General features: G+C 62.3%; 16 protein-coding genes. 8 read left to right on the top strand and 8 right to left on the bottom strand.

What is annotated here, in order from left to right; genetic code table 11:
• Nucleotides 1-89: 89 nt before the first annotated feature.
• Nucleotides 90-728 (top strand): phosphoribosyltransferase, encoded by a 639-nt coding sequence (locus EA473_RS08275; protein WP_124195267.1) that lies wholly within the window; start codon nt 90-92, stop codon nt 726-728.
• 304 nt (nt 729-1,032) lie between these two features.
• Here EA473_RS08275 and EA473_RS08270 read toward each other — a convergent pair whose 3' ends face one another.
• A complete protein-coding gene (locus EA473_RS08270; protein ID WP_124195188.1) occupies nt 1,033-1,938 on the bottom strand; it encodes a glycosyltransferase family A protein in 906 nt (301 codons plus the stop codon).
• Between the two features lie 375 nt (nt 1,939-2,313).
• Nucleotides 2,314-3,621 carry a hypothetical protein gene (locus EA473_RS08260; protein WP_124195186.1) on the bottom strand — a complete coding sequence of 436 codons (1,308 nt, stop codon included), beginning with the start codon at nt 3,619-3,621 and terminating at the stop codon, nt 2,314-2,316.
• A gap of 128 nt (nt 3,622-3,749) precedes the next feature.
• Here EA473_RS08260 and EA473_RS08255 point away from each other — a divergent pair, with 128 nt between their 5' ends.
• Nucleotides 3,750-4,355, top strand: a complete 606-nt coding sequence (locus EA473_RS08255; protein WP_124195185.1) for a metal-dependent hydrolase — start codon at nt 3,750-3,752, stop codon at nt 4,353-4,355.
• A 52-nt stretch (nt 4,356-4,407) separates the two neighbouring features.
• Here EA473_RS08255 and EA473_RS08250 read toward each other — a convergent pair whose 3' ends face one another.
• Nucleotides 4,408-5,892: an AMP phosphorylase gene (locus tag EA473_RS08250; RefSeq protein WP_124195184.1), complete on the bottom strand. Its 1,485-nt coding sequence runs from the start codon at nt 5,890-5,892 to the stop codon at nt 4,408-4,410.
• Nucleotides 5,893-6,204: 312 nt separating this feature from the next.
• Here EA473_RS08250 and EA473_RS08245 point away from each other — a divergent pair, with 312 nt between their 5' ends.
• Together EA473_RS08245 and EA473_RS08240 are read left to right on the top strand one after the other, a co-directional pair.
• Nucleotides 6,205-6,672 (top strand): Hsp20/alpha crystallin family protein, encoded by a 468-nt coding sequence (locus EA473_RS08245; RefSeq protein WP_124195183.1) that lies wholly within the window; start codon nt 6,205-6,207, stop codon nt 6,670-6,672.
• A 32-nt stretch (nt 6,673-6,704) separates the two neighbouring features.
• Entirely contained in the window at nt 6,705-8,051 is a 1,347-nt protein-coding gene (locus EA473_RS08240; RefSeq protein WP_124195182.1) for a TIGR00341 family protein, read from the top strand.
• Between the two features lie 98 nt (nt 8,052-8,149).
• Here EA473_RS08240 and EA473_RS08235 read toward each other — a convergent pair whose 3' ends face one another.
• The 4 genes from EA473_RS08235 to EA473_RS08220 all read right to left on the bottom strand — a co-directional run bounded on the left by EA473_RS08235 (nt 8,150) and on the right by EA473_RS08220 (nt 10,774).
• The gene (locus EA473_RS08235; protein WP_124195181.1) at nt 8,150-8,980 is read right to left on the bottom strand and encodes a universal stress protein; all 831 of its coding nucleotides are present in this window, start codon (nt 8,978-8,980) and stop codon (nt 8,150-8,152) included.
• Nucleotides 8,981-9,196: 216 nt separating this feature from the next.
• Entirely contained in the window at nt 9,197-9,616 is a 420-nt protein-coding gene (locus EA473_RS08230; RefSeq protein ID WP_124195180.1) for a universal stress protein, read from the bottom strand.
• Between the two features lie 199 nt (nt 9,617-9,815).
• Nucleotides 9,816-10,220: a universal stress protein gene (locus tag EA473_RS08225; protein WP_124195266.1), complete on the bottom strand. Its 405-nt coding sequence runs from the start codon at nt 10,218-10,220 to the stop codon at nt 9,816-9,818.
• A 128-nt stretch (nt 10,221-10,348) separates the two neighbouring features.
• Nucleotides 10,349-10,774: a universal stress protein gene (locus EA473_RS08220; RefSeq protein WP_124195179.1), complete on the bottom strand. Its 426-nt coding sequence runs from the start codon at nt 10,772-10,774 to the stop codon at nt 10,349-10,351.
• Between the two features lie 298 nt (nt 10,775-11,072).
• Here EA473_RS08220 and EA473_RS08215 point away from each other — a divergent pair, with 298 nt between their 5' ends.
• From EA473_RS08215 to EA473_RS08205, 3 genes are all read left to right on the top strand, one after another.
• Nucleotides 11,073-12,635, top strand: coding sequence for an ABC1 kinase family protein (locus EA473_RS08215; RefSeq protein WP_124195178.1), 1,563 nt, complete (start codon nt 11,073-11,075; stop codon nt 12,633-12,635).
• Nucleotides 12,636-13,037: 402 nt separating this feature from the next.
• Nucleotides 13,038-13,877 (top strand): DUF4397 domain-containing protein, encoded by an 840-nt coding sequence (locus tag EA473_RS08210; RefSeq protein ID WP_124195177.1) that lies wholly within the window; start codon nt 13,038-13,040, stop codon nt 13,875-13,877.
• Nucleotides 13,878-14,409: 532 nt separating this feature from the next.
• A complete protein-coding gene (locus EA473_RS08205) occupies nt 14,410-14,631 on the top strand; it encodes a hypothetical protein (RefSeq protein ID WP_124195176.1) in 222 nt (73 codons plus the stop codon).
• Nucleotides 14,632-14,738: 107 nt separating this feature from the next.
• On the opposite strand, the gene EA473_RS08200 is transcribed toward EA473_RS08205, so the two are convergent.
• A complete protein-coding gene (locus EA473_RS08200) occupies nt 14,739-15,827 on the bottom strand; it encodes a BMP family ABC transporter substrate-binding protein (RefSeq protein WP_124195175.1) in 1,089 nt (362 codons plus the stop codon).
• 1,132 nt (nt 15,828-16,959) lie between these two features.
• Between EA473_RS08200 and EA473_RS08195 the strand changes: the two genes are divergently transcribed.
• Complete coding sequence (locus EA473_RS08195) at nt 16,960-17,802, top strand: M55 family metallopeptidase (protein WP_124195174.1); 843 nt, start codon at nt 16,960-16,962, stop codon at nt 17,800-17,802.
• The last annotated feature ends 56 nt before the right edge of the window (nt 17,803-17,858 follow it).

Below are 17,858 nucleotides of genomic sequence, written 5' to 3'. Positions count from 1 at the left end.
ACATCAGCAGTGATCTTGATGCTATGGGGCAGTCGGATCGATGGCCCACCTGTTTTTTGGTGTCTCGTCCCGTGAAACCGTTCGAAACGATGTCCGGGGCTCGACAGTTCACCGACAGAGCCGACGCCGGGGACCGCCTCGGCGAAACCCTTCGAGACCGCGGAGTGGACGCCGATATCGTCCTCGCCATCCCCCGGGGCGGGCTCCCACTGGGACGTGCAGTCGCGGACGCGCTCGAGGCACCGCTCGACGTCGTCGTCGCGAAGAAGATCGGTGCGCCGGGCAACCCGGAGTACGCCGTCGGCGCAGTTGCGAGCGACGGAAGCGTCTGGCGGAACGAACGGGCAATCGGCGGGACGCGAACCGACGAGGGGTACTTCGAAGAACGGCGAAAGATCGAAGCGGAGAACGCTCGACGAAAGGCCGAACGCTACCGCGGCGGGCGACCGGCACCCGATCTGGCCGGGAAAACGGTGGTCGTCGTCGACGACGGGGTGGCGACCGGCTCGACCCTGAGGGCGTGTCTCTCGAAACTCGAGCGATCCGACGCCGACCGGATCGTCCTGGCCGTCCCGGTCGGTCCACCAGGAACGATCGCCGACCTCGAAGCGCAGGTCGACGAGGTCGTCTGTCTCGAGACCCCTGCCGGGTTCAGGGGTGTCGGTCAGTTTTACGCGAATTTCACACAGGTATCCGACGAGGAGGCGATGGCCTATCTGGAACGTTGAAGGGGCTGGATAGTCCGGACGGTGGAACCGGTAGCCCCATCCCCGAAGATACCGACGTTGGCGACGCCGTTACGGAGGGGTGGTCGATCACATCCCCGACGAGAAACTGATCGGGATTGCCTCCACTGCAAACGTACGGACGACGTCGTTCGCGTCGAGCGATCGGGAAACTGCTTTAGCGGGCGCGGGTGCCAGAGGAGTGATACGGACTCCGACGCCGATTTCCTGCGAGGGCGAGTCCGGTGGTCCTTCGACACGGGAGGCCGAGGACCAGTCACGATTCGGTCGACGTGAAAACGGCGATCTACTCGAGGACGGTCACGTCGAACGTGTCGTCCCATCGGTACCGGCGCCCGCCCCAGACGAACGTCGGTCGGACGATTCCGGCGAGTCCGAAAAGCGGCGCGAGAACGAGCGAGGGGATCGCGAACAGCCACGTCCGCCGGTCGACGCCGAGTGCCCGGTACCGGTCGCGAGCGAGGTACGTAACGCCTGCGGCGACCAGCAACGGCGCGGCGAGTCCGGCCGCGATGACAGCCAGAAAGAGGCCGATGATCGCGAGCGATTTTCGGGGTGCAAACCGGTAAAAGATGGTCGCGAATCGCGTAATCCGTTCGTAGGTGACTCGAGGCCCGCCTGGGACGCAAACCGGATTGACGAGTTCGCGCGAGGCGACGACGTCGTCGGTGTACTCGGCGAGTAAGGCGTCGTCCGAGACGGTTCGGCGCAAGTCGGCCACGTAGCCCTCGAGGTCGATATCGCGCCGATCGACGGTGACACCGCCGCCCCAGGTCACCCAGTTCGTCCGGTCGACGACGAACGAGGCGACGACGATGCAGAGTGGTTCCAACAGTTTGAACGGGTACTCGTCGCTGTAGAAGACGGGAATCGCCGTCACCGTTCCGTGTTCCTCGCCGAGCCGTTTGATCGTCGCCAGCCAGTCGGCTTCGCGTTCGACGTCGTCGTCGGTCAGCACGATCCGGTCCTGAGACGCGTGCTCGAGCGCAAGTGCGACGGCGTTTGCCTTTCCCGAACACCCCTCCGGCTCCCCGGCGACGAGGAGGTCGGCCTGATCGGGCAAGTCGGCGGTCGCGACTGGATCGTCCTCGCTATCACAGACGACGAGCAGTTCGTCCTCGGTCTCGAGTTGCTGAGCCAGTTGTTCGCACGATCTCGTCCACTCGAACGTCGGGAGGATGACACTCGCCATCGGTGTCGGTACACCGATCGGACGGCTAACGGTTTCGGATCGCGTCAGTGTTTGTGAACGACGTGGCCCGTCTCCGACGACGACAGGGATTCGAGAATCGGCGCCGGACTCGAGTCGACGAAAGTGGCGGCCGACGGGGACACGTGGTCGACAGGCAGCCTCTCGTCTCGGATCACGTCACTGACACGGCCATTCCGGCCGGGAAGGAAGCAACCGAACGAAGACGACGCACTGGTACAGGGCGTTCGGTGCGGAGCAGTTCGGTCGTACTGTCGGACAGCAGTCAGTGAGACGTCGGTCACGAATTCGCGGCCGTCGCAATCGGAGACGACCGCAGGAGGGTGACCGACCGCCACATCGTTCTGTCCGATAGTATCACTCGGTTTCGGCCCACCGGTCGAACCGTTGTGAAATCGAGTCGGCGACGTCCGTGAGATACGCCGTTCCCCACAGCGTGACGATAATCGCGCCAACGGCGTTGAAGATGAGATCGACGATCGTATCGTGTATTCCGTACTGGGCGAGGACGGCGTCGAGGTCGAGTGCGATCGCGCTCTGGTCGATGACGAACTCGAGGATTTCCCAGACGACGCCGGCCGCAAACACGAAAATCAGGATGAAAACGCCCATCACCTTCGGCGGGATGAAGACGTGGTCAGTGTGGACGTGAACCGCTCGGAATATCGCGTAGCCGGTCGCGGCCACGACCGACGCCGACAGCGCATGGGTGAGGTGATCCCACGGATCGATAGCGTCGTACAACCCGGCCGAACCGAGCGCGTGGAGGAACACGGCCGTAGTGATCCAGAGGACGAGTCCGGCGTCCATCGGAAGGTCGTACTCCCGCTCGAGGAGCGCTGGAACGAACGTGATCACGAGCGCCACTGCGGCGTTAGCGATGGTCGGAAGGTCACGGACGTAGATCCCCCAGAGCAAGACGCCGACGAGGATGATTTGCATTGCACGGCTGGCCTGTCGCTGCCGTCGCGGCGGGATTCCGAGTGGGTCTCGAAGTTTCGGGGAAGGGGTCTGGACGGTCGATCCCGCGTCGGGCTCGACGCGGGGTTTCGGCGGGACGTACGTTCGGTCGGTCGGCAATTGGTTGCGGGATCTGAAGTACAGGTCGAACAGGAGGCCGCCGCCGATACCCGCGATTCCGGCGTAGCCGAACTCGATCATCACGTCGGCGTTGATCGCGTCCTGGGACCGACCGTCGAGCAAGAACGACGTTCCGAAGACGACGTCTGCTACCCACTGGAGGACGTTCCAGATCCCGGCCACCGCGAGCGTCGTCAACACCACGAGCGCGATGGCGAACGTATGATTCATCCGAAGCGCCGTAAACTGGTGGAGTTCGACGGCGATCAAAAGCGCCAGCGCGGCGACGGCGAGATACGCCGGAACGTCCGTCAGGAACGCCCTCCCCAGAAGCGCCCGCCAGAGGATCGGAACGGCGACGATCACGATTAGTTCCCACGGCGGCATGACACGCGGATCCCGGAAGGCGACGCTCGGGACCAGAACGATCGCGACGACCAGGAGTACGATGAACGTCCAGTCGAACGCCCCCTGGAGAAACGTCAGAACGGCCGTCAGTACCAGCACACAGACGAGCACCCAGCCAGCGACGGCGTTGGGGCCCGTTTCCGAGAGCAACGCGCCAAGCTCGTCCGTCCGTTCCATACCGGCAGTTCGAACTGGGGGGTCAAATTCGTGACCATCGGCGCTGCAAGTCGACGACCCGATCGGCGTTCTCGAACGGATCGGGGTGGGAAACGTTCATACGGTTTCGTCGCCTACAGAAGGACACGATGATGGCCACGACGCACGCGCTCTGGGGGATGGCGCTCGCACTCCCCGTACTCGCAACCGCTCCGGAGTACGCTCCGGCTGCGTTCCTCGCGGGACTCGTCGGCGGGTTCGCTCCCGACGCCGACATGTACACGGGCCACCGGAAGACGCTTCACTTCCCCGTCTACGCGTCGATCGCTGTGATCCCGGCCGCCGTGCTCGCCGTCCTCGTTCCGACGATGGGGACGATCGCGCTCGCCGTCGGTCTCGCGGCTGCGGCGTTACACGCCGTCAGCGACGTCCTCGGCGGCGGGATCGAGCTCCGACCCTGGCAGGGAACTTCCGAGCGGGCCGTCTACAGTCACTACCACGGCCGGTGGCTCCGACCGCGGCGCGTGGTCCGCTACGACGGTGCGCCCGAAGACCTCGCACTCGCCGGGGTTGTGGCGGTCCCCCTGCTCGCCATCGGGAACGAGGTCGTCACGGCGGTGGTCATCGCGCTTCTCGCCGTCTCGAGCGTCTACGTGGTGCTTCGCAAATCGCTGGCCGGAGTCGCAGCGCGGCTAGCCGGGTTGCTGCCGGCTCCCGTTCGCGAGCACGTGCCGGCGCGCTACCTCGAGACGTGACGGACGCGGAAACGACCCTGAACCGGAGGTACTGGCGACGATCGGCCACCGCTCAGCGTCGCTCGACGAGCGCATCCGTCTTGCTTCGAACTCGTATCGGCTCCAGTCGGTCGGCGAGACTCGCGGCCTCCTCGAGTTTAGCCGTCGTTTGAGCGTGAATCGTACAGAGCGGATCGCCGACGTCGATTTCGTCACCGGCGGACGGATGAACGACGAGCCCGGCTCGACCGTCGAGCGGCGCACCCGCACGGCGCGCGAGATCACAGAGGGCTCTGTTGTCGACGCGGGTTACGATGCCGGACCGATCCGCGCGGACGGCCGTCGACTCCGCTGCGGGCTCGAGATCGGCGTAACTGACGTCGGGAGTGCCACCCTGTGCGGCAACGATCTCCCGAAATCGTTCGAGTGCACGCCCCGACTCGAGAAGGTCGAGGACGTCCGCATCGACGCCACAGTGGTCGAGGAGCAACTCCGAGAGGCGGATCGATTTCAGTCGCAACGATTCCGGCGCCTCTTCGAGTCCCTCGAGTACCGCGAGGACGTCCCGCGCCTCGAGGACCGGACCGACGCCGCGACCGATCGGGTCCGCGCCGTGGGTGATCGCACAGCAGACGTCGATCCCGAGGTGGTCGGCGACGCGCTTGAAGTCGTCCGCGAGTCCGCGTGCGGCGGCGAGACTCTCGACTTTCGCCCCCTCGCCGTACGGAACGTCGATCACGACGTGGGTCGAGCCGGCACTTCGCTTCTTCGAGAGGACCGATGCCACGAGTTGTCCCTCCGGATCGATCGACAGCGGGTTCTCCGCACGGATGATTTCGTCGTCCACCGGCGAGAGGTCGACGCCGCCGCCCCAGACGAGGCAGGCGTTCGTCTCAGCGACGATCGACTCGATTTCGTCGATCGAGTGTTCGACGTCACAGAAGACCTCCATCACGTCGGCAGTGCCTGCCGGCGACGTCACCGCTCGGGATGACGTTTTCGGCATCGTCACACCCGCAGCCGCGACGATCGCGACCATGATCGGCGTCACACAGTTTCCCGCCACGCCGCCGATCGAGTGTTTGTCCGCGACCACCGGCGTCTCCCACGTCAGTTGCTGGCCGATCTCGCTCATCGCCGTCGTCAGGTGTGTGGTCTCTTCGAGCGAGAGGCCGTTCGCGTAGACGGCCGATACGTAGGCGCTCAGTTCGACGTCCGAGAGTCGATTCTCGTGGATGTCCTGCACGATTCGCTCGAGTTCTGTACGCTCGAGTTCGGCGTCGTCGAGCTTCTTGCGGATGGCCCCGACGGACGACGGCGAACCCGCTAACGTGACGGCGACGGGACCGCGAACGTGGTGCAGCGGCTCGGTGAGACCGACGGTGCCGTGTTCGACCAGCTCGTCCGTTCGTTTGACGATTCCGGTCGTCGTCCCCTCGGCCCACTCGATCCGAACGCGGTCGAGCGGATGCGCACCCAGTTCGTCCGCGTCGGCTGCGTGCAACAGGACGAGCGGTCGACTGGTGCCGATGTCGATCGTAGCGGTCTCGAGTTGCATTCGTCCGTTCGGACTCACCGAGTCGGTAAAACGGTGCCGGGCTGATCGTCGGTGGACGGGGCAGCGTCGACCGAGCAGCCGGAGGAACCGCCTCCGCGAGTGAGTCCCGCACGGTTCACTTCGCCGGCCAGCGGCCAACCCTGATCAGACCGCCGCGAGCAACCGATGTACGAGCGGATCGTCTCCCTCGAGCAGTGCGAGGCTGTGCGATCGGTGAGTGGGTAAAGACACCAGACGGGGTAGCCCCGATGAAACGTTTAACTCGACGGTCGGTGGACCACCTGTCGGGGCGCCACGAGTTCCCCGATACACATGACAACCGATGATAACCCGTTCAGAACCCTCGAGCGCCAGTTCGAGCGGATGCAACGCCAGTTCGAGGACGCCCTCGAGCAGTGGAACGGAGCCCAGTTCGGGATGTCCGGGACCGATACCGGGACGGCTTCGGGAATGGGTATCGATCTCGCAGACCGGGGCGAAACGTTCGTGCTGACGGCCGACGTTCCGGGCTTCGAGAAAGACGAGATCGATATCAGGCTGTCCGGTGACACGCTTCAGATCACCGCCGAGCGAGAGCAGGCGACGACCGAGGAGGGCGACGACGAGGCGTTCTACATCAAAAGCGAGCGCAAACGACAGTCGCTGAGCCGGTCGGTTCGGGTGCCGGACCCGGTCGACGAGAACGCCATCGAGGCGACGTACCGAAACGGCGTCGTGACGGTGACACTTCCCAAGCGCGAACCGACGGAGCCCACAGGACGACGAATCGACATCGAGTAAAATTATCCGTCCACCCGTGGTCCGCTCCGTCGATGCGGTACCTCGAGATCACCGTTTCCAGCGAGCATCGACGGACGGTCATCGACGCCCTCGACGACGAGGGGATCGAGTACGTCGTAACCGACGAAGCGAGCGCGAGCGGAACCGAGGACGCGGCGGTCGTTCGCTTCCCGCTCCCGACGCGAGCGGTCGAACCGGTCCTCGACCGACTGGCCGACGCCGGCCTCGAGAACGCCCGCGTCGTCGTGATCGACGCCGAGACGGTCGTCTCCCAAGAGTTCGACGAGTTACGGGATCAGTACAGCCACGGCGGGACGAGAGGCGAACGAACGTCGCGGCAGGTGTTGCGGACGAAAGCCGACGCGTTCACTCCGGTCTTCTCGGTCTACCTCGTGATGTTGCTCATCAGCGCCGTCGTCGCCACCGCGGGCTTGCTGTCGGATTCTCCCGCAGTCGTCGTCGGGTCGATGGTCATCGCGCCGTTGCTCGGGCCCGCACTGGCCGCGAGCGTCGGGATCGTCACCGGTGACGACGACCTCCAGTCGAGGGGGTTTCGGTATCAGACGATCGGCGTCGCCGTCGTCATCGTCGCCTCGATCGCGATCGCGATGCTCGCTCGACTGGGCGGGCTCGAGCCGGGCGGGGTCGACATCGTCGTCGTCGCCGAACTCGAAGAGCGGGTGTCGCCGAACCTGTTGTCCCTGGCCGTAGCCCTCGGGGCCGGTGTCGCGGGTATTCTCAGCCTCACGCGGGGGTTCTCCGAGGCGATCGTCGGCGTGATGATCGCAGCGGCACTGATCCCACCCGCGGCCGCCGTCGGCATCACGACCGCCTGGGGGATGTACGGCGCCGCCCTCGGAGCGCTCTTGCTCGTCGTCGTCAACGTCCTGTCGATCAACCTCGCCGCGCTCGTCACTCTCTGGGTCGCCGGTTACCGGCCCCAGGGTCTGTTCGAGGTCTCCCCCACCCGCACGCAAACCATCACGTACGCGGCGGTGTTCGGAATCGCACTCGTCGTCCTCGCGGCTCCGCTGGTCGGCGTCACCCTCCTCGAGTTTCAGACGACCCAACTGACGTCCACGACCGAGCAAGCGGTGGAATCGGTGCTCGAGGATCCAGAGTACGACGACGTCGAGGCCGAATCCGTCGAAGTCGTACTCGACGACGAGTATCCGATTCGGTCGGTCGATCGGGTCATCGTTACGGTTCGGAGTCCCGATCCCGGGCCGGAACCGGAACTCGGCGATCGAATCTACGATCGCGTCGCGACCGACACACAGGAGCCGACCGTCGTCGAAATTCGGTACACGGTCGGTGAGAAGCGAGGCGAAGCCGACGCGGACTACCTGCTCGTCCGGACGGCGGGAGCGGATCGCTGACCGATTCGAGCGCTCGAGTTCCACTGCTGCCGGAGAACCGTCGACACCGACGAGCCACTCGTCGATATCGACCGGAGAGACGAGTCGATGGAACCGTCTCACTCCGACGACTCGATCGACCGGACGGTCATCACGGGGACGTTCGCGTTCGGCACCACCCGCTGGGAGACGCTCCCGATGACGAGTCGCTCGATGCCCGACTTGCTCTCCGTCCCCATGACGATCAGATCGACGTTCTCGTCCGCAGCGTACTCGAGGATGGCGTCGTGTGGCGATCCCCGGACGAGCGTCCTCGTCGCGTCGACGCCGCGTTTTTCGGCCCGGTCCGTGACGGACGTGGTGACCGTCTGGCCGTGGGACTCGAACCGCTCTCGGAGTTCCGGAACGTCGGGGTCGACGTCGACCGCGTACAGCGCGTGGACCGTTGCGTCACAGGCCTCAGCGATCGAGAGCGCGTGTTCCACCGTTGCCGCCGAGCCGCTGGTCCCGTCGGTCGCGAGAAGCACATCGTCGGGGCGATTCGGCTCCCACTCGGCTTCCGGGCCGACCGTGAGCACGGGCACGCGTGCGTCGCGGATCACCTCGAGTGCAACGCTGCCGAGTAACGTCTGGCGTAAACCCGTTCGCCCGTGCGTTCCGACGACGATCGCGTCGATTTCGTGCTCGTCGGCGTACGCCAGAATCTCGTCGGCGGGCCTCCCGGTTCGAACGTTCGCCCGCGCGTCACACCCCGCTTCGGACGCCTCGCCCGCAACCGCCTCAGCGTCCGTCTCGCGACGCTCGCGTCGTGCCGAGTTGTCGCGTCCGTCTTCGACGACCGCCAGCCCGTGAACGGTCGCCTCGAGCGTGCTGGCGAGCGAGACGCCGATCGATACGGCCTCCGTCGCGACGTCGCTACCGTCGGTTGCGATGAGCACGTCGTCGTACATAGCCGTCCGTACGGCAACGATCGCCTTCGTTCTGTTGCTCGTCGCGAGCAACGGCCGATGGCCTAATACGGATTCCAGTGAGTTTTTTCCGCCGATCAGAGATCTGTCAAGTGATCATCGGTAAAACGCGACAACAATCCGTCCGAATCACAGTACTTTGTCGACGCGACGGTCTTACGAGTCGGGATAGACGGTTGTCTGAGTCGAGACGGACGCTCATACGGTCAGAACGGGACGATCCGACGTTCGGACGATTCGCTCGGCGACGCTCCCGATTCGGTTCGTCTTCGTGTGGCTCTGGCCCTGATAGCCGATGACGATCAGATCGGCGTCTAAATCACCCGCCTTCGTGCGAACCTCCTCCCATGGACGACCGTGACAGACGTTCCAGGTACACCCGACCCCGTTGGCCTCCGCCCGCTGGCTTACCTGCTCGAGGAGTTCAGCTCCCTGGTCCTCGAGTCGATCGAGCACGATTTCGGTGCTACTCAGGGCCGGTTCGCCGTATCGGTGCGTTTCGACACAGTACATCGCGTGGACGTCAGCGCCGTATCTGTCCGCGAGCGTCAACGCGTGCTCGACCGCACGGTTCGCCGGGTCGCTGCCATCCGTCGGGACCAGTATCGTCTCGTACATCGGTACGACGGAACGAACGTCGAAAGGATTCAAATAGGTCACACTAGCTCGGCTGATACGTCACAGTTACACACGTGATTCCCCTCCCCGGTGTAGACGCGATCAGCCCGATATTGTCATATTGCTGTCACATATGCGATCAACTCGGTGGCATCAGTTCGCTGGTACAGATGCGATCAACTCGGTTGGGGACCCGCAGTTACGTCGTTAGCACCGGTCGATCGGCAAATCTGACCACGCGTTCGGCTGTCGATCCGATTTCGCCGCCCGATCCACGTCCCCGATTACCGAGGACGATCACGTCCGCATCGATATCGTCGGCGTAGTTGCTAATCGCGACGTGTGGTCGGCCCCGGCGGAGTTCGGTCACGGCGGTGACGTCGCCTCGAGTTTCTACCTCCCGTAGCAACTCCGTCGCTCGCGCTTCTAGATCGTCCACGACGTTTTTGCTCCCGGAGAGGGCAGACTCACCGTATCGGCGGGTGTCGACGACCGAAATCGCGTACAGTTCGGCGTCGAACGTCGACGCGAGATCGAGTGCGGCTTCGACCGCACGATTTGCCGAACCACTGCCGTCAGTCGCGACGAGTACGCTCTCGTACATTCCGTCGATACCGACCACGATCATCTACAAATAGGTTTCAACGGCGTCCACGTCGCCGGGAGCGACGAGCAAGCAGAGAGAACCGAGACCGGAAGCTGCTCGAGGGAACGCCTCGATGGACCCCACAGCTATCGAACCACGGCGACGGGAACTGGCGACTGCCGAACGACGCGCTCGGCGACGCTGCCAAGCAACGCACTCGAGACGCGCGATCGGCCGTGACTTCCCAGAACGATCGCGTCGTACCCCTCGTCCGCTGCCAGGTCCACGATACGCTGGTCCGGTTTGCCCGTCTCGATCTCCGTCGTCAGTCCGCGGTCGTACTCCGCCGCCAGTTCGACCGCCCCCTCGAGGACCTCCGTCGCGTGGTCGTGGGCCCGCTCGGTTATCGGAAGCCGAATCTCGGGACCCTCGAGAATCGCCCAGTGACTGTCGGGGATCTCGACGACGTACAGGGCGGTCAGTTCGGCGTCTGGAAATCGTTCGAAGGCGAACTCGAGTGCGTCGTCTGCGAGGGGCGTGGCGTCGTACGCGACGAGGACGCGGTCGGCCATGGCGGACGTATTCGGGAGCAAGGTATAACGGTATGGGTCAATGCGGTGGTGCAGGTATAGTAACAACTGAAACGAGTTACACACCGATCGCCGACCTGTCTGGCGATCGGGTGTGCAATGGCTTTCAGTGGCTACTATAATTTCGAGGTCCCACTCGAGGGTACCTACCCGCGAACGGCCACCACTCGCCGTTCGAACGACAACAACCGACGGGAAAACCAGTCAGCTTTTAGTAGCGTCTCGGTCAACGAACGGTTATGAGTCGACATCGGATCGCGCGCACAGTCGGTTGCGGCCGATGAGATTCTACTATCGGTATCTCCAGGTCCTCGTTCGATTTCTCCCGATCGCAATCGCGCTTCTCAGGGATCGACGACGGTTCGTCCTGTTCGGTGGCTCGCGGTCCGTCTCCGAGTCAGTTCATCGCGAACGCGCCGAGCGATTGACCCACACGATGCTCGAACTCGGGCCGGCGTTCATCAAGGTCGGACAGGTTCTCTCGACCCGACCCGACATCGTCCCGCCGACGTACGTCGACGCCCTCTCGACCCTGCAAGACGAGGTGCCCGAGGAAACCGGCGGCGACCCGTTTGCCGTCGTCGAAGCGGAACTCGGCGATACGCTCGACCTCGAGACGGTGACGCCGATCGCCGGCGGCTCGCTCGCGTACGTCTACACCGCAGCGTACGAGAACGAACGGATCGCCCTGAAGGTTCGCCGCCCGGACCTCGTGGCGATGATCAAGCGGGACCTCCACGTCATTCGTCGGTTGCTCCCCCTCCTGTCGTTGTTCGCCGACGAACGCCAGCAGTATTCACTCGAGAACGCCGCCGACGACTTCGAGGAGATCATCCGCGACGAACTGGACTTCGAGCGTGAAGCGGCGGTGATGGCCGAAATCGGTGAGAACTTCGCGGACGACGATCGGGTGGTCATTCCAGACGTGTATCCCGCGCTGTGTTCGGATCGTATCATCGCGATGGAGTACGTCGAGGGGAGAAAGATCACGGACGACGACGCGCTCGCTGACGTGGGAACCGACGCAACCGAGATGGCGACCCTGATCACGCGCACCTATCTGCGGATGGGGCTCGTCGACGGTGTGTTTCACGCAGACCCACACCCGGGAAACCTCGCGGTCACGTCCGACGGACGGCTCGTCATCTACGACTACGGCATGAGCCAGCGGTTGACAGAACAAGAACAGGCCGACATCACCGCCCTGTATCGAACGCTCGTTCGACGCGACGTCGACGGACTGGTGAACACCCTCATCGCGCTCGACGTCCTCGAGCCGACGGTCGATCGCGTCGCGGTTCGACGGGTCCTCGAGCTAGTGATCGAAACCCTCGAGGGACGCTCCGAGATCACCTGGCGCGCGATCATCACCGAACTGTTCGCGATGCTTCACGACTTCCCGTTTCGAATCCCGCCGAACGTGATGTTGCTCGTCCGGGTCGGTACCGTCGGCGAGGGGGTCTGTCGGAGCCTCGATCCGGAGTTCGACTTTCTGGCGGTGACGCAGTCGTTTCTCGTCGACCACGGATTCATCGAGAGCGAATTGGAGGCGCTGTTCGAGGACGTCCGTGCCGACGTTCGCAAGTCCGCGCCGGTCGTGGCAGGACTGCCCGCCCGGATCGATACCGTATTCGGGCAACTCGAGCGCGGCGAACTCGTCGTCAGAACCGATCCCGTCGAGTCGGCCGACGGCGATTCGGGGGTCGGATACGCCGTCCTCTCGAGTGCGTTCGTCCTCGCGGCGACGCTGCTGTCGTTTCAGGACGCGGTGTACGCGGGGCTCGCATTCGCGGTCGCCGTCGGGTTCTTGCTGTGTTACGTGTGGGTTCGCCGGATCCAGTGAGCAGGCAGCATACATCAACCATAGTACCAATTGGAACCACTTACACACCCATCCCACAGCTGTCGTGCGATCGGTGTGTACATCGTTTCAGTTGATACTGTATTGGTCGAGTTGTGAGCCTCTATCAGCCAGTTACCGCTATCGACTTTCGGTCGACGTTCGGGGCATCGGTAGTCACCTCGAGTCAGATGGCGACCAGAACGAGGCCACGTTCGACTCGACGGCCGTGGACGTGATCGATAGCTCGAGGCGACGGGCAGGACGCGGACGTATCAGGTTCCTTTCACACCGAGTGGTTCGATCGGGGGGGTGCTAAAGCGGTGGCTATCGAGTTTCGGAACGCCTCGGCCTGCGCTTGCAACTGTTAGCACTATCACCGGTATTGTCGTTCGTGACACTTACATGACCGAAAATGGCGTGAGTCGACGACGAATTATACAGATCGGCGGCGGCCTCGTGGTGGTCAGTGGCGTCGGAAGCACTACGGCCGCGTCGAAGGACGACGAGCCGAACGGCCAGCCGACCGAGACCGTCGTCCAGACTCGAAGTGCACACCTCTCACCCGACGCACCCGACATCGACGTCTACGTGGACGGAGAATTAGTTCGCGAGAGCCTCGCGTACCGGACGGTCACCGACTATCGCGACCTCGAGCCTGGCACGTACACGATTCAGGTCGTTCCCGCCGGTGCAGACCTGGACGAAGCAGTGCTCGAGGAAACCGACGAGCTCGGCGACGTGGACTCCACTCTCGCAGCGATCGGCGAAGTGGCCGCCGAAAACCAGCCCCTCCAGGCGCTGTTTCTCGATGACGATAACAGCCCGATCGATCCGGGTACCGCTCGCGTTCGGGTCGTCCACGCCTCACCCGACGCGCCGTCGGTGGACGTCGTTGTCGGTGAAACCGGGGACGCGCTGTTCGAGAACGTCGCGTTCGGCGAATCCGGCTACACCGAAGTCCCGGAAGGCGAGTATACGCTCGACATCTATCCCGCGGGTGATCGAGAGACCAGCGTCTTCGAAATCGACGTCTCCCTCGCCGGAGGTACCGTCTACTCCGCGTTCGCGGTTGGCTACCTCGAGCCGGAGGACGCACCTGCGGATGAGCCGTTCGAGATCCTCCTCACGGAGGATTCCCTCCCTGATGAGGAGGACCTCGAGCCGGACGAAGAGGTGCCGAAAGAAGACGAACCCGAGAAAGATCCTGAAAAGGAAACGGCGTGTGAGGACAAGAAAGGGTAGTGACACTGCCTGCTACCCGTCGCGAAAAATCATCGCTACCAGTGGATGGTAAGGGTTTCACGCAGGCACACCCGAACGTGTGAGCAAACGTGATACGTCTGTGAAGGTCGAAGAACTCACGATGACACAAGTGAGTTGGTAGGAGCCCAGACTCGTCGGGACGTCACCCGAGTTCCTCGTCGAAGTACTGGTTCAGGGCGGGGACACTCCGGCGAACCTCCGAAAACCTATAGTACCAACTGAAACGATTTCCACACCCGATAACCAGACGGATCGGCGATCGGTGTGGAAATCGTTTCAGTTGTTATTATAGCGTGGGTGCCGGGGGCAGCCTCACTGACTCGTTCAGAGAACAGACCGGGGAAACGACGATTACTGGTACGGCCCGTCGCCGTGGGCGACCACCGTCGACTCTGCGGACGAGGTTTTCGAATCAACGAGCGAGTTCATCTCGGCCATCGAGTACGGGTACGAACCCACCTACCACAGCGCAGCCGCCAGCGTCGTCCTCCAGACGTTCTAGCGTGCGTTTATGACTGTCGACGGACTGACGCCAGAAACCGTGCGCGACGCCATCGCCGAAACCCAGTTCGAGAGCCTCTACGGTCCCGTTCAGTTCGGCGAAGACGGTGCCATCTCGAGAGAGATGGTCGTCTTCCAGTGGCAGCCGGATGCGGGCAGGCAACTCGTGTGGCCGAAAGAAATCAGCCAAGCCGATTCCATCTATCCGGCACCGACCTGGGACGAGCGGTGACTCGTCCTCGAGTCCCGATCTGAAGCACCTCCTCTCGTACGACGTCCTCCCCGCCGTGAACGCCAGGACTCTCTCGCTGTCAACGGTAACCGTTCCGCGCCCTCTCGCTATTCGGGTTCGTCGACGGTGTCGATTTCGAGCGTGTCGACGTCGAACAGGAGCGCCGCGTCGGACCAGTCCTCGAACGGCGTTCCGCGCCAGACGATCGCGTCGGCGTCTCCCTCGAGCAGACTCTCACGGCGGTCGATCACCGCTTCGACCACATCGTCGGGCACGTTCGGGCCGAAGTTCGAGATGGCGACGACGCCGTCGGCCATCGCCGGAAACGTTACGTCCGCCTCCCAGTCGCCGTCCCGAACGGCGTCGATCCGCTCGAGGTACAGCACGTCCCAGCTCCAGATCGGCGACGTGAGATAGTTCTCACCGCCGAACTCGGACATGTCGGTGTTGAAGCCGGAGCCCCAGACGTCGTTGTCTTTCGCCGTCTCGACGACGGAAGGGGAGTCCTGGTGCTGGGCCAATACGTCGACGTTCTCGTCGTCGACGAGCGCCTGCGCAGTCTCGCGCTCAGTCGGTGGGTCGAACCACTCGTTCGTCCAGCGCAGATGGACCGTCGCGTTCGGGTTGACATCCCGGACACCTGCGGCGAATCCATTGATATCCTGGAGGACGGTCGAAACTGGATTAGATGCGACGTACCCGATCTCGTCGGTTTCGGTCACGAGCCCGGCCGCGTTGCCGACGAGGTATCGTGCCTGATAGATCTTGCCGTAGTACGCACCGAGGTTCTCGGCCGTATGCGTCCCGGAGGCGACCTCGAACGCGACGTCGGGATACGCCTCAGAGGCGCGCTCCATCGCCGCGGTGAAGTCGGACGTCGTCCCGAAGACGACGTCGAACCCGTCGGCCGCGAATCGACGCGCGATATCTTCGACGTCCGTCGGATCGGCGTTTTCGACGTACTCCGCCTCGAGGGATTCACCCAGCTCGGCGACGGCCCCTCGAAGACCCTGGTGATGTGCGTACGTCCAACCGAGGTCGTCCGGCCGGCCGTCGTATATCCAGGCTGCACTGACGTCGGCCTTGAGACCATCGTCGAGACGGCCGATCGTAATCGATATCGCGGGCCCACCGACCGCACCGAGGAATCGTCGTCGCGACGGGTTCCACGTTCGCGTACGGTATGAACTTCTCATCTCACTCTCGCTGACACCGTCGAAACGGGTTAAATACGGACTTGAATATCCCGCTCGTCGAGCGGTCAAGTAGAGTAGACACTGTACTATTCGGTGCAGGTGAGATTCTGAATACCATAGCAGTCCGACTGTGTACACTACATACGGGTTCTGTCCACTATATGACTAGTATGATCGATGCATGTTACAGTAGTGCCCATTCTATTCAAGATAGAGCCGGCGAAATCTCGACAATCGGTCGGCGAATTGTGAAACCGGTCAACACCCAATCTCAGGGTATGAGTCCGCCTTTCTTTGCATTACCCCCAGTATCGTCGAACAGGTCGGTCGTCCTGATCGAAAGAGTGCAATCAGAGTAGTAACAACTGCAACGATTGATACGGGTTGCTGCATCTGCGTCCCGGAGCGACCGCGGGACGGCACCCGGTCGCTCCGGTAATGGCTTGCAGTAAACCGTACGACACACCAACCGCACGGCTCACGGCTCACAGCGTTCCGCGCTTGTATCCGCGTTTCTCACTCGTGCCCGCTCGTTTCGAATCGCGCTCTCATCGTGCAGTCAGGTGTGCAGGAGGTGCAGTGACTACGGTAGCCGTATCCACTGGCGAGAGACACAACATCGGATCGGTCGTGCTTCTGGGCCATCGGTGCAAGAACCCAACAGCCGGAGCGCTACCTCGTCGTTCACAACCGCGAGATTGAGTAAAATTTGGTGCAGAGGTATTGTACGATGAATACAAATCCAATAACCAGATCTATTGACAGCAATCTTAGCATCGAGGACCCGCGTCGACGTTGCCATCGACGTCTCCGGGGTGCTGCCAGCCGTTTCACCCGACTGCCAGACGCGTGTTAAGTCATCGCTACGCCGACCGACGTATCGGCGGGTCGAAGCTAACAGCGATTGCGTGATACGGTTTGCTATGACTGATTGCCGGTCGATCGCCCACCGTTCTGCGATCGACCGGTAAAGACTCATGGCAGACCGTATGAATGCAGACGGCAACCGCCGTGTGTTATCATCCGTGTTCGTTCCCGACATTCTTAATCTCCGCCGCGTGGCGGTGGCTGAGCAAATCCACGAGTGGCGTGTGAACTGGGTTTTTTATACCAGTAACTAATTACCTACGTTATGCGAGTGTTCATATCAGCTGATATGGAGGGGATTTCGGGAGTTACAACAGTAGAAGACGTCATCAAAGGCAATCCCGAGTACAAAAAAGCGCAGGATCGAATGGTTAGCGATGTGAATACGGTTATCGAGGGAGCCCTGGAAGCAAATGTAGAGACAATCCTCGTCAACGACTCTCACTCCACGATGAGAAATATACCGCCCGAATCTCTGCATCCTCGAGCGGAGTTGATCCGAGGCAATTCAAAACCGAAGTCCCAGATACAGGGACTCGATGAACGATATGACGTCGCGATGTTCGTCGGGTTTCACGCAAAGGCCGGTACAGAAGACGCAATACTCAATCATTCGTACTATACGAACGAGATTATATCCCTTCGGGTGAACGACGAAGAAGTGGGAGAGATAGGGTGCAATGCGAGGTATGCCCAATCGGTCGGTGTGCCAGTAGGGCTCGTTACAGGAGACGACAAGGCGACAGACGAAGCAAAACGAGAGATCCGTGACGTTAACACAGTAACAGTAAAAGAGTCAATCGATCGATTTAGTGGAAAACTATTCCCTCAAGAGGAGGTTCAAACGGACCTCAAGCGTGAATCGAAGAAAACTGTAAAAGAAGCGGAAAAAGGGAAGTTTACCCAATCGGCTCCTGCGGAGCCGACAGTGATAGAAATCGATTGGTCGACGTCAAATCAGGCAAGGTTTGCTTCCCGATTTGAAGGGATTCAACGGACGGGTGGAAGGACCACTCAGGTGGAAGCAGATACGTATTCGGAAGCGTATAGACGGTTTGTTTCGATGATGAGGGCGGGGGCTGCAGGAACGAACGAACAGTTTGGGTAGTGAAAACTGCGATCTGTGTGAGAAGTGCGTATATGTCGTAACAACTGCAACGGTTG

The organism is Natrarchaeobius chitinivorans (assembly GCF_003841505.1).
GTDB lineage: Archaea > Halobacteriota > Halobacteria > Halobacteriales > Natrialbaceae > Natrarchaeobius > Natrarchaeobius chitinivorans.
This window is presented reverse-complemented; position numbering and strand designations above follow the sequence as displayed.

Bases quoted from the DNA above. Each gene is read 5' to 3' on its own strand.
- EA473_RS08275 (WP_124195267.1), top strand. From the start codon at position 90: ATGTCCGGGGCTCGACAGTTCACCGACAGAGCCGACGCCGGGGACCGC.
- EA473_RS08270 (WP_124195188.1), bottom strand. From the start codon at position 1,938: ATGGCGAGTGTCATCCTCCCGACGTTCGAGTGGACGAGATCGTGCGAA.
- EA473_RS08260 (WP_124195186.1), bottom strand. From the start codon at position 3,621: ATGGAACGGACGGACGAGCTTGGCGCGTTGCTCTCGGAAACGGGCCCC.
- EA473_RS08255 (WP_124195185.1), top strand. From the start codon at position 3,750: ATGATGGCCACGACGCACGCGCTCTGGGGGATGGCGCTCGCACTCCCC.
- EA473_RS08250 (WP_124195184.1), bottom strand. From the start codon at position 5,892: ATGCAACTCGAGACCGCTACGATCGACATCGGCACCAGTCGACCGCTC.
- EA473_RS08245 (WP_124195183.1), top strand. From the start codon at position 6,205: ATGACAACCGATGATAACCCGTTCAGAACCCTCGAGCGCCAGTTCGAG.
- EA473_RS08240 (WP_124195182.1), top strand. From the start codon at position 6,705: ATGCGGTACCTCGAGATCACCGTTTCCAGCGAGCATCGACGGACGGTC.
- EA473_RS08235 (WP_124195181.1), bottom strand. From the start codon at position 8,980: ATGTACGACGACGTGCTCATCGCAACCGACGGTAGCGACGTCGCGACG.
- EA473_RS08230 (WP_124195180.1), bottom strand. From the start codon at position 9,616: ATGTACGAGACGATACTGGTCCCGACGGATGGCAGCGACCCGGCGAAC.
- EA473_RS08225 (WP_124195266.1), bottom strand. From the start codon at position 10,220: ATGTACGAGAGCGTACTCGTCGCGACTGACGGCAGTGGTTCGGCAAAT.
- EA473_RS08220 (WP_124195179.1), bottom strand. From the start codon at position 10,774: ATGGCCGACCGCGTCCTCGTCGCGTACGACGCCACGCCCCTCGCAGAC.
- EA473_RS08215 (WP_124195178.1), top strand. From the start codon at position 11,073: ATGAGATTCTACTATCGGTATCTCCAGGTCCTCGTTCGATTTCTCCCG.
- EA473_RS08210 (WP_124195177.1), top strand. From the start codon at position 13,038: ATGACCGAAAATGGCGTGAGTCGACGACGAATTATACAGATCGGCGGC.
- EA473_RS08205 (WP_124195176.1), top strand. From the start codon at position 14,410: ATGACTGTCGACGGACTGACGCCAGAAACCGTGCGCGACGCCATCGCC.
- EA473_RS08200 (WP_124195175.1), bottom strand. From the start codon at position 15,827: ATGAGAAGTTCATACCGTACGCGAACGTGGAACCCGTCGCGACGACGA.
- EA473_RS08195 (WP_124195174.1), top strand. From the start codon at position 16,960: ATGCGAGTGTTCATATCAGCTGATATGGAGGGGATTTCGGGAGTTACA.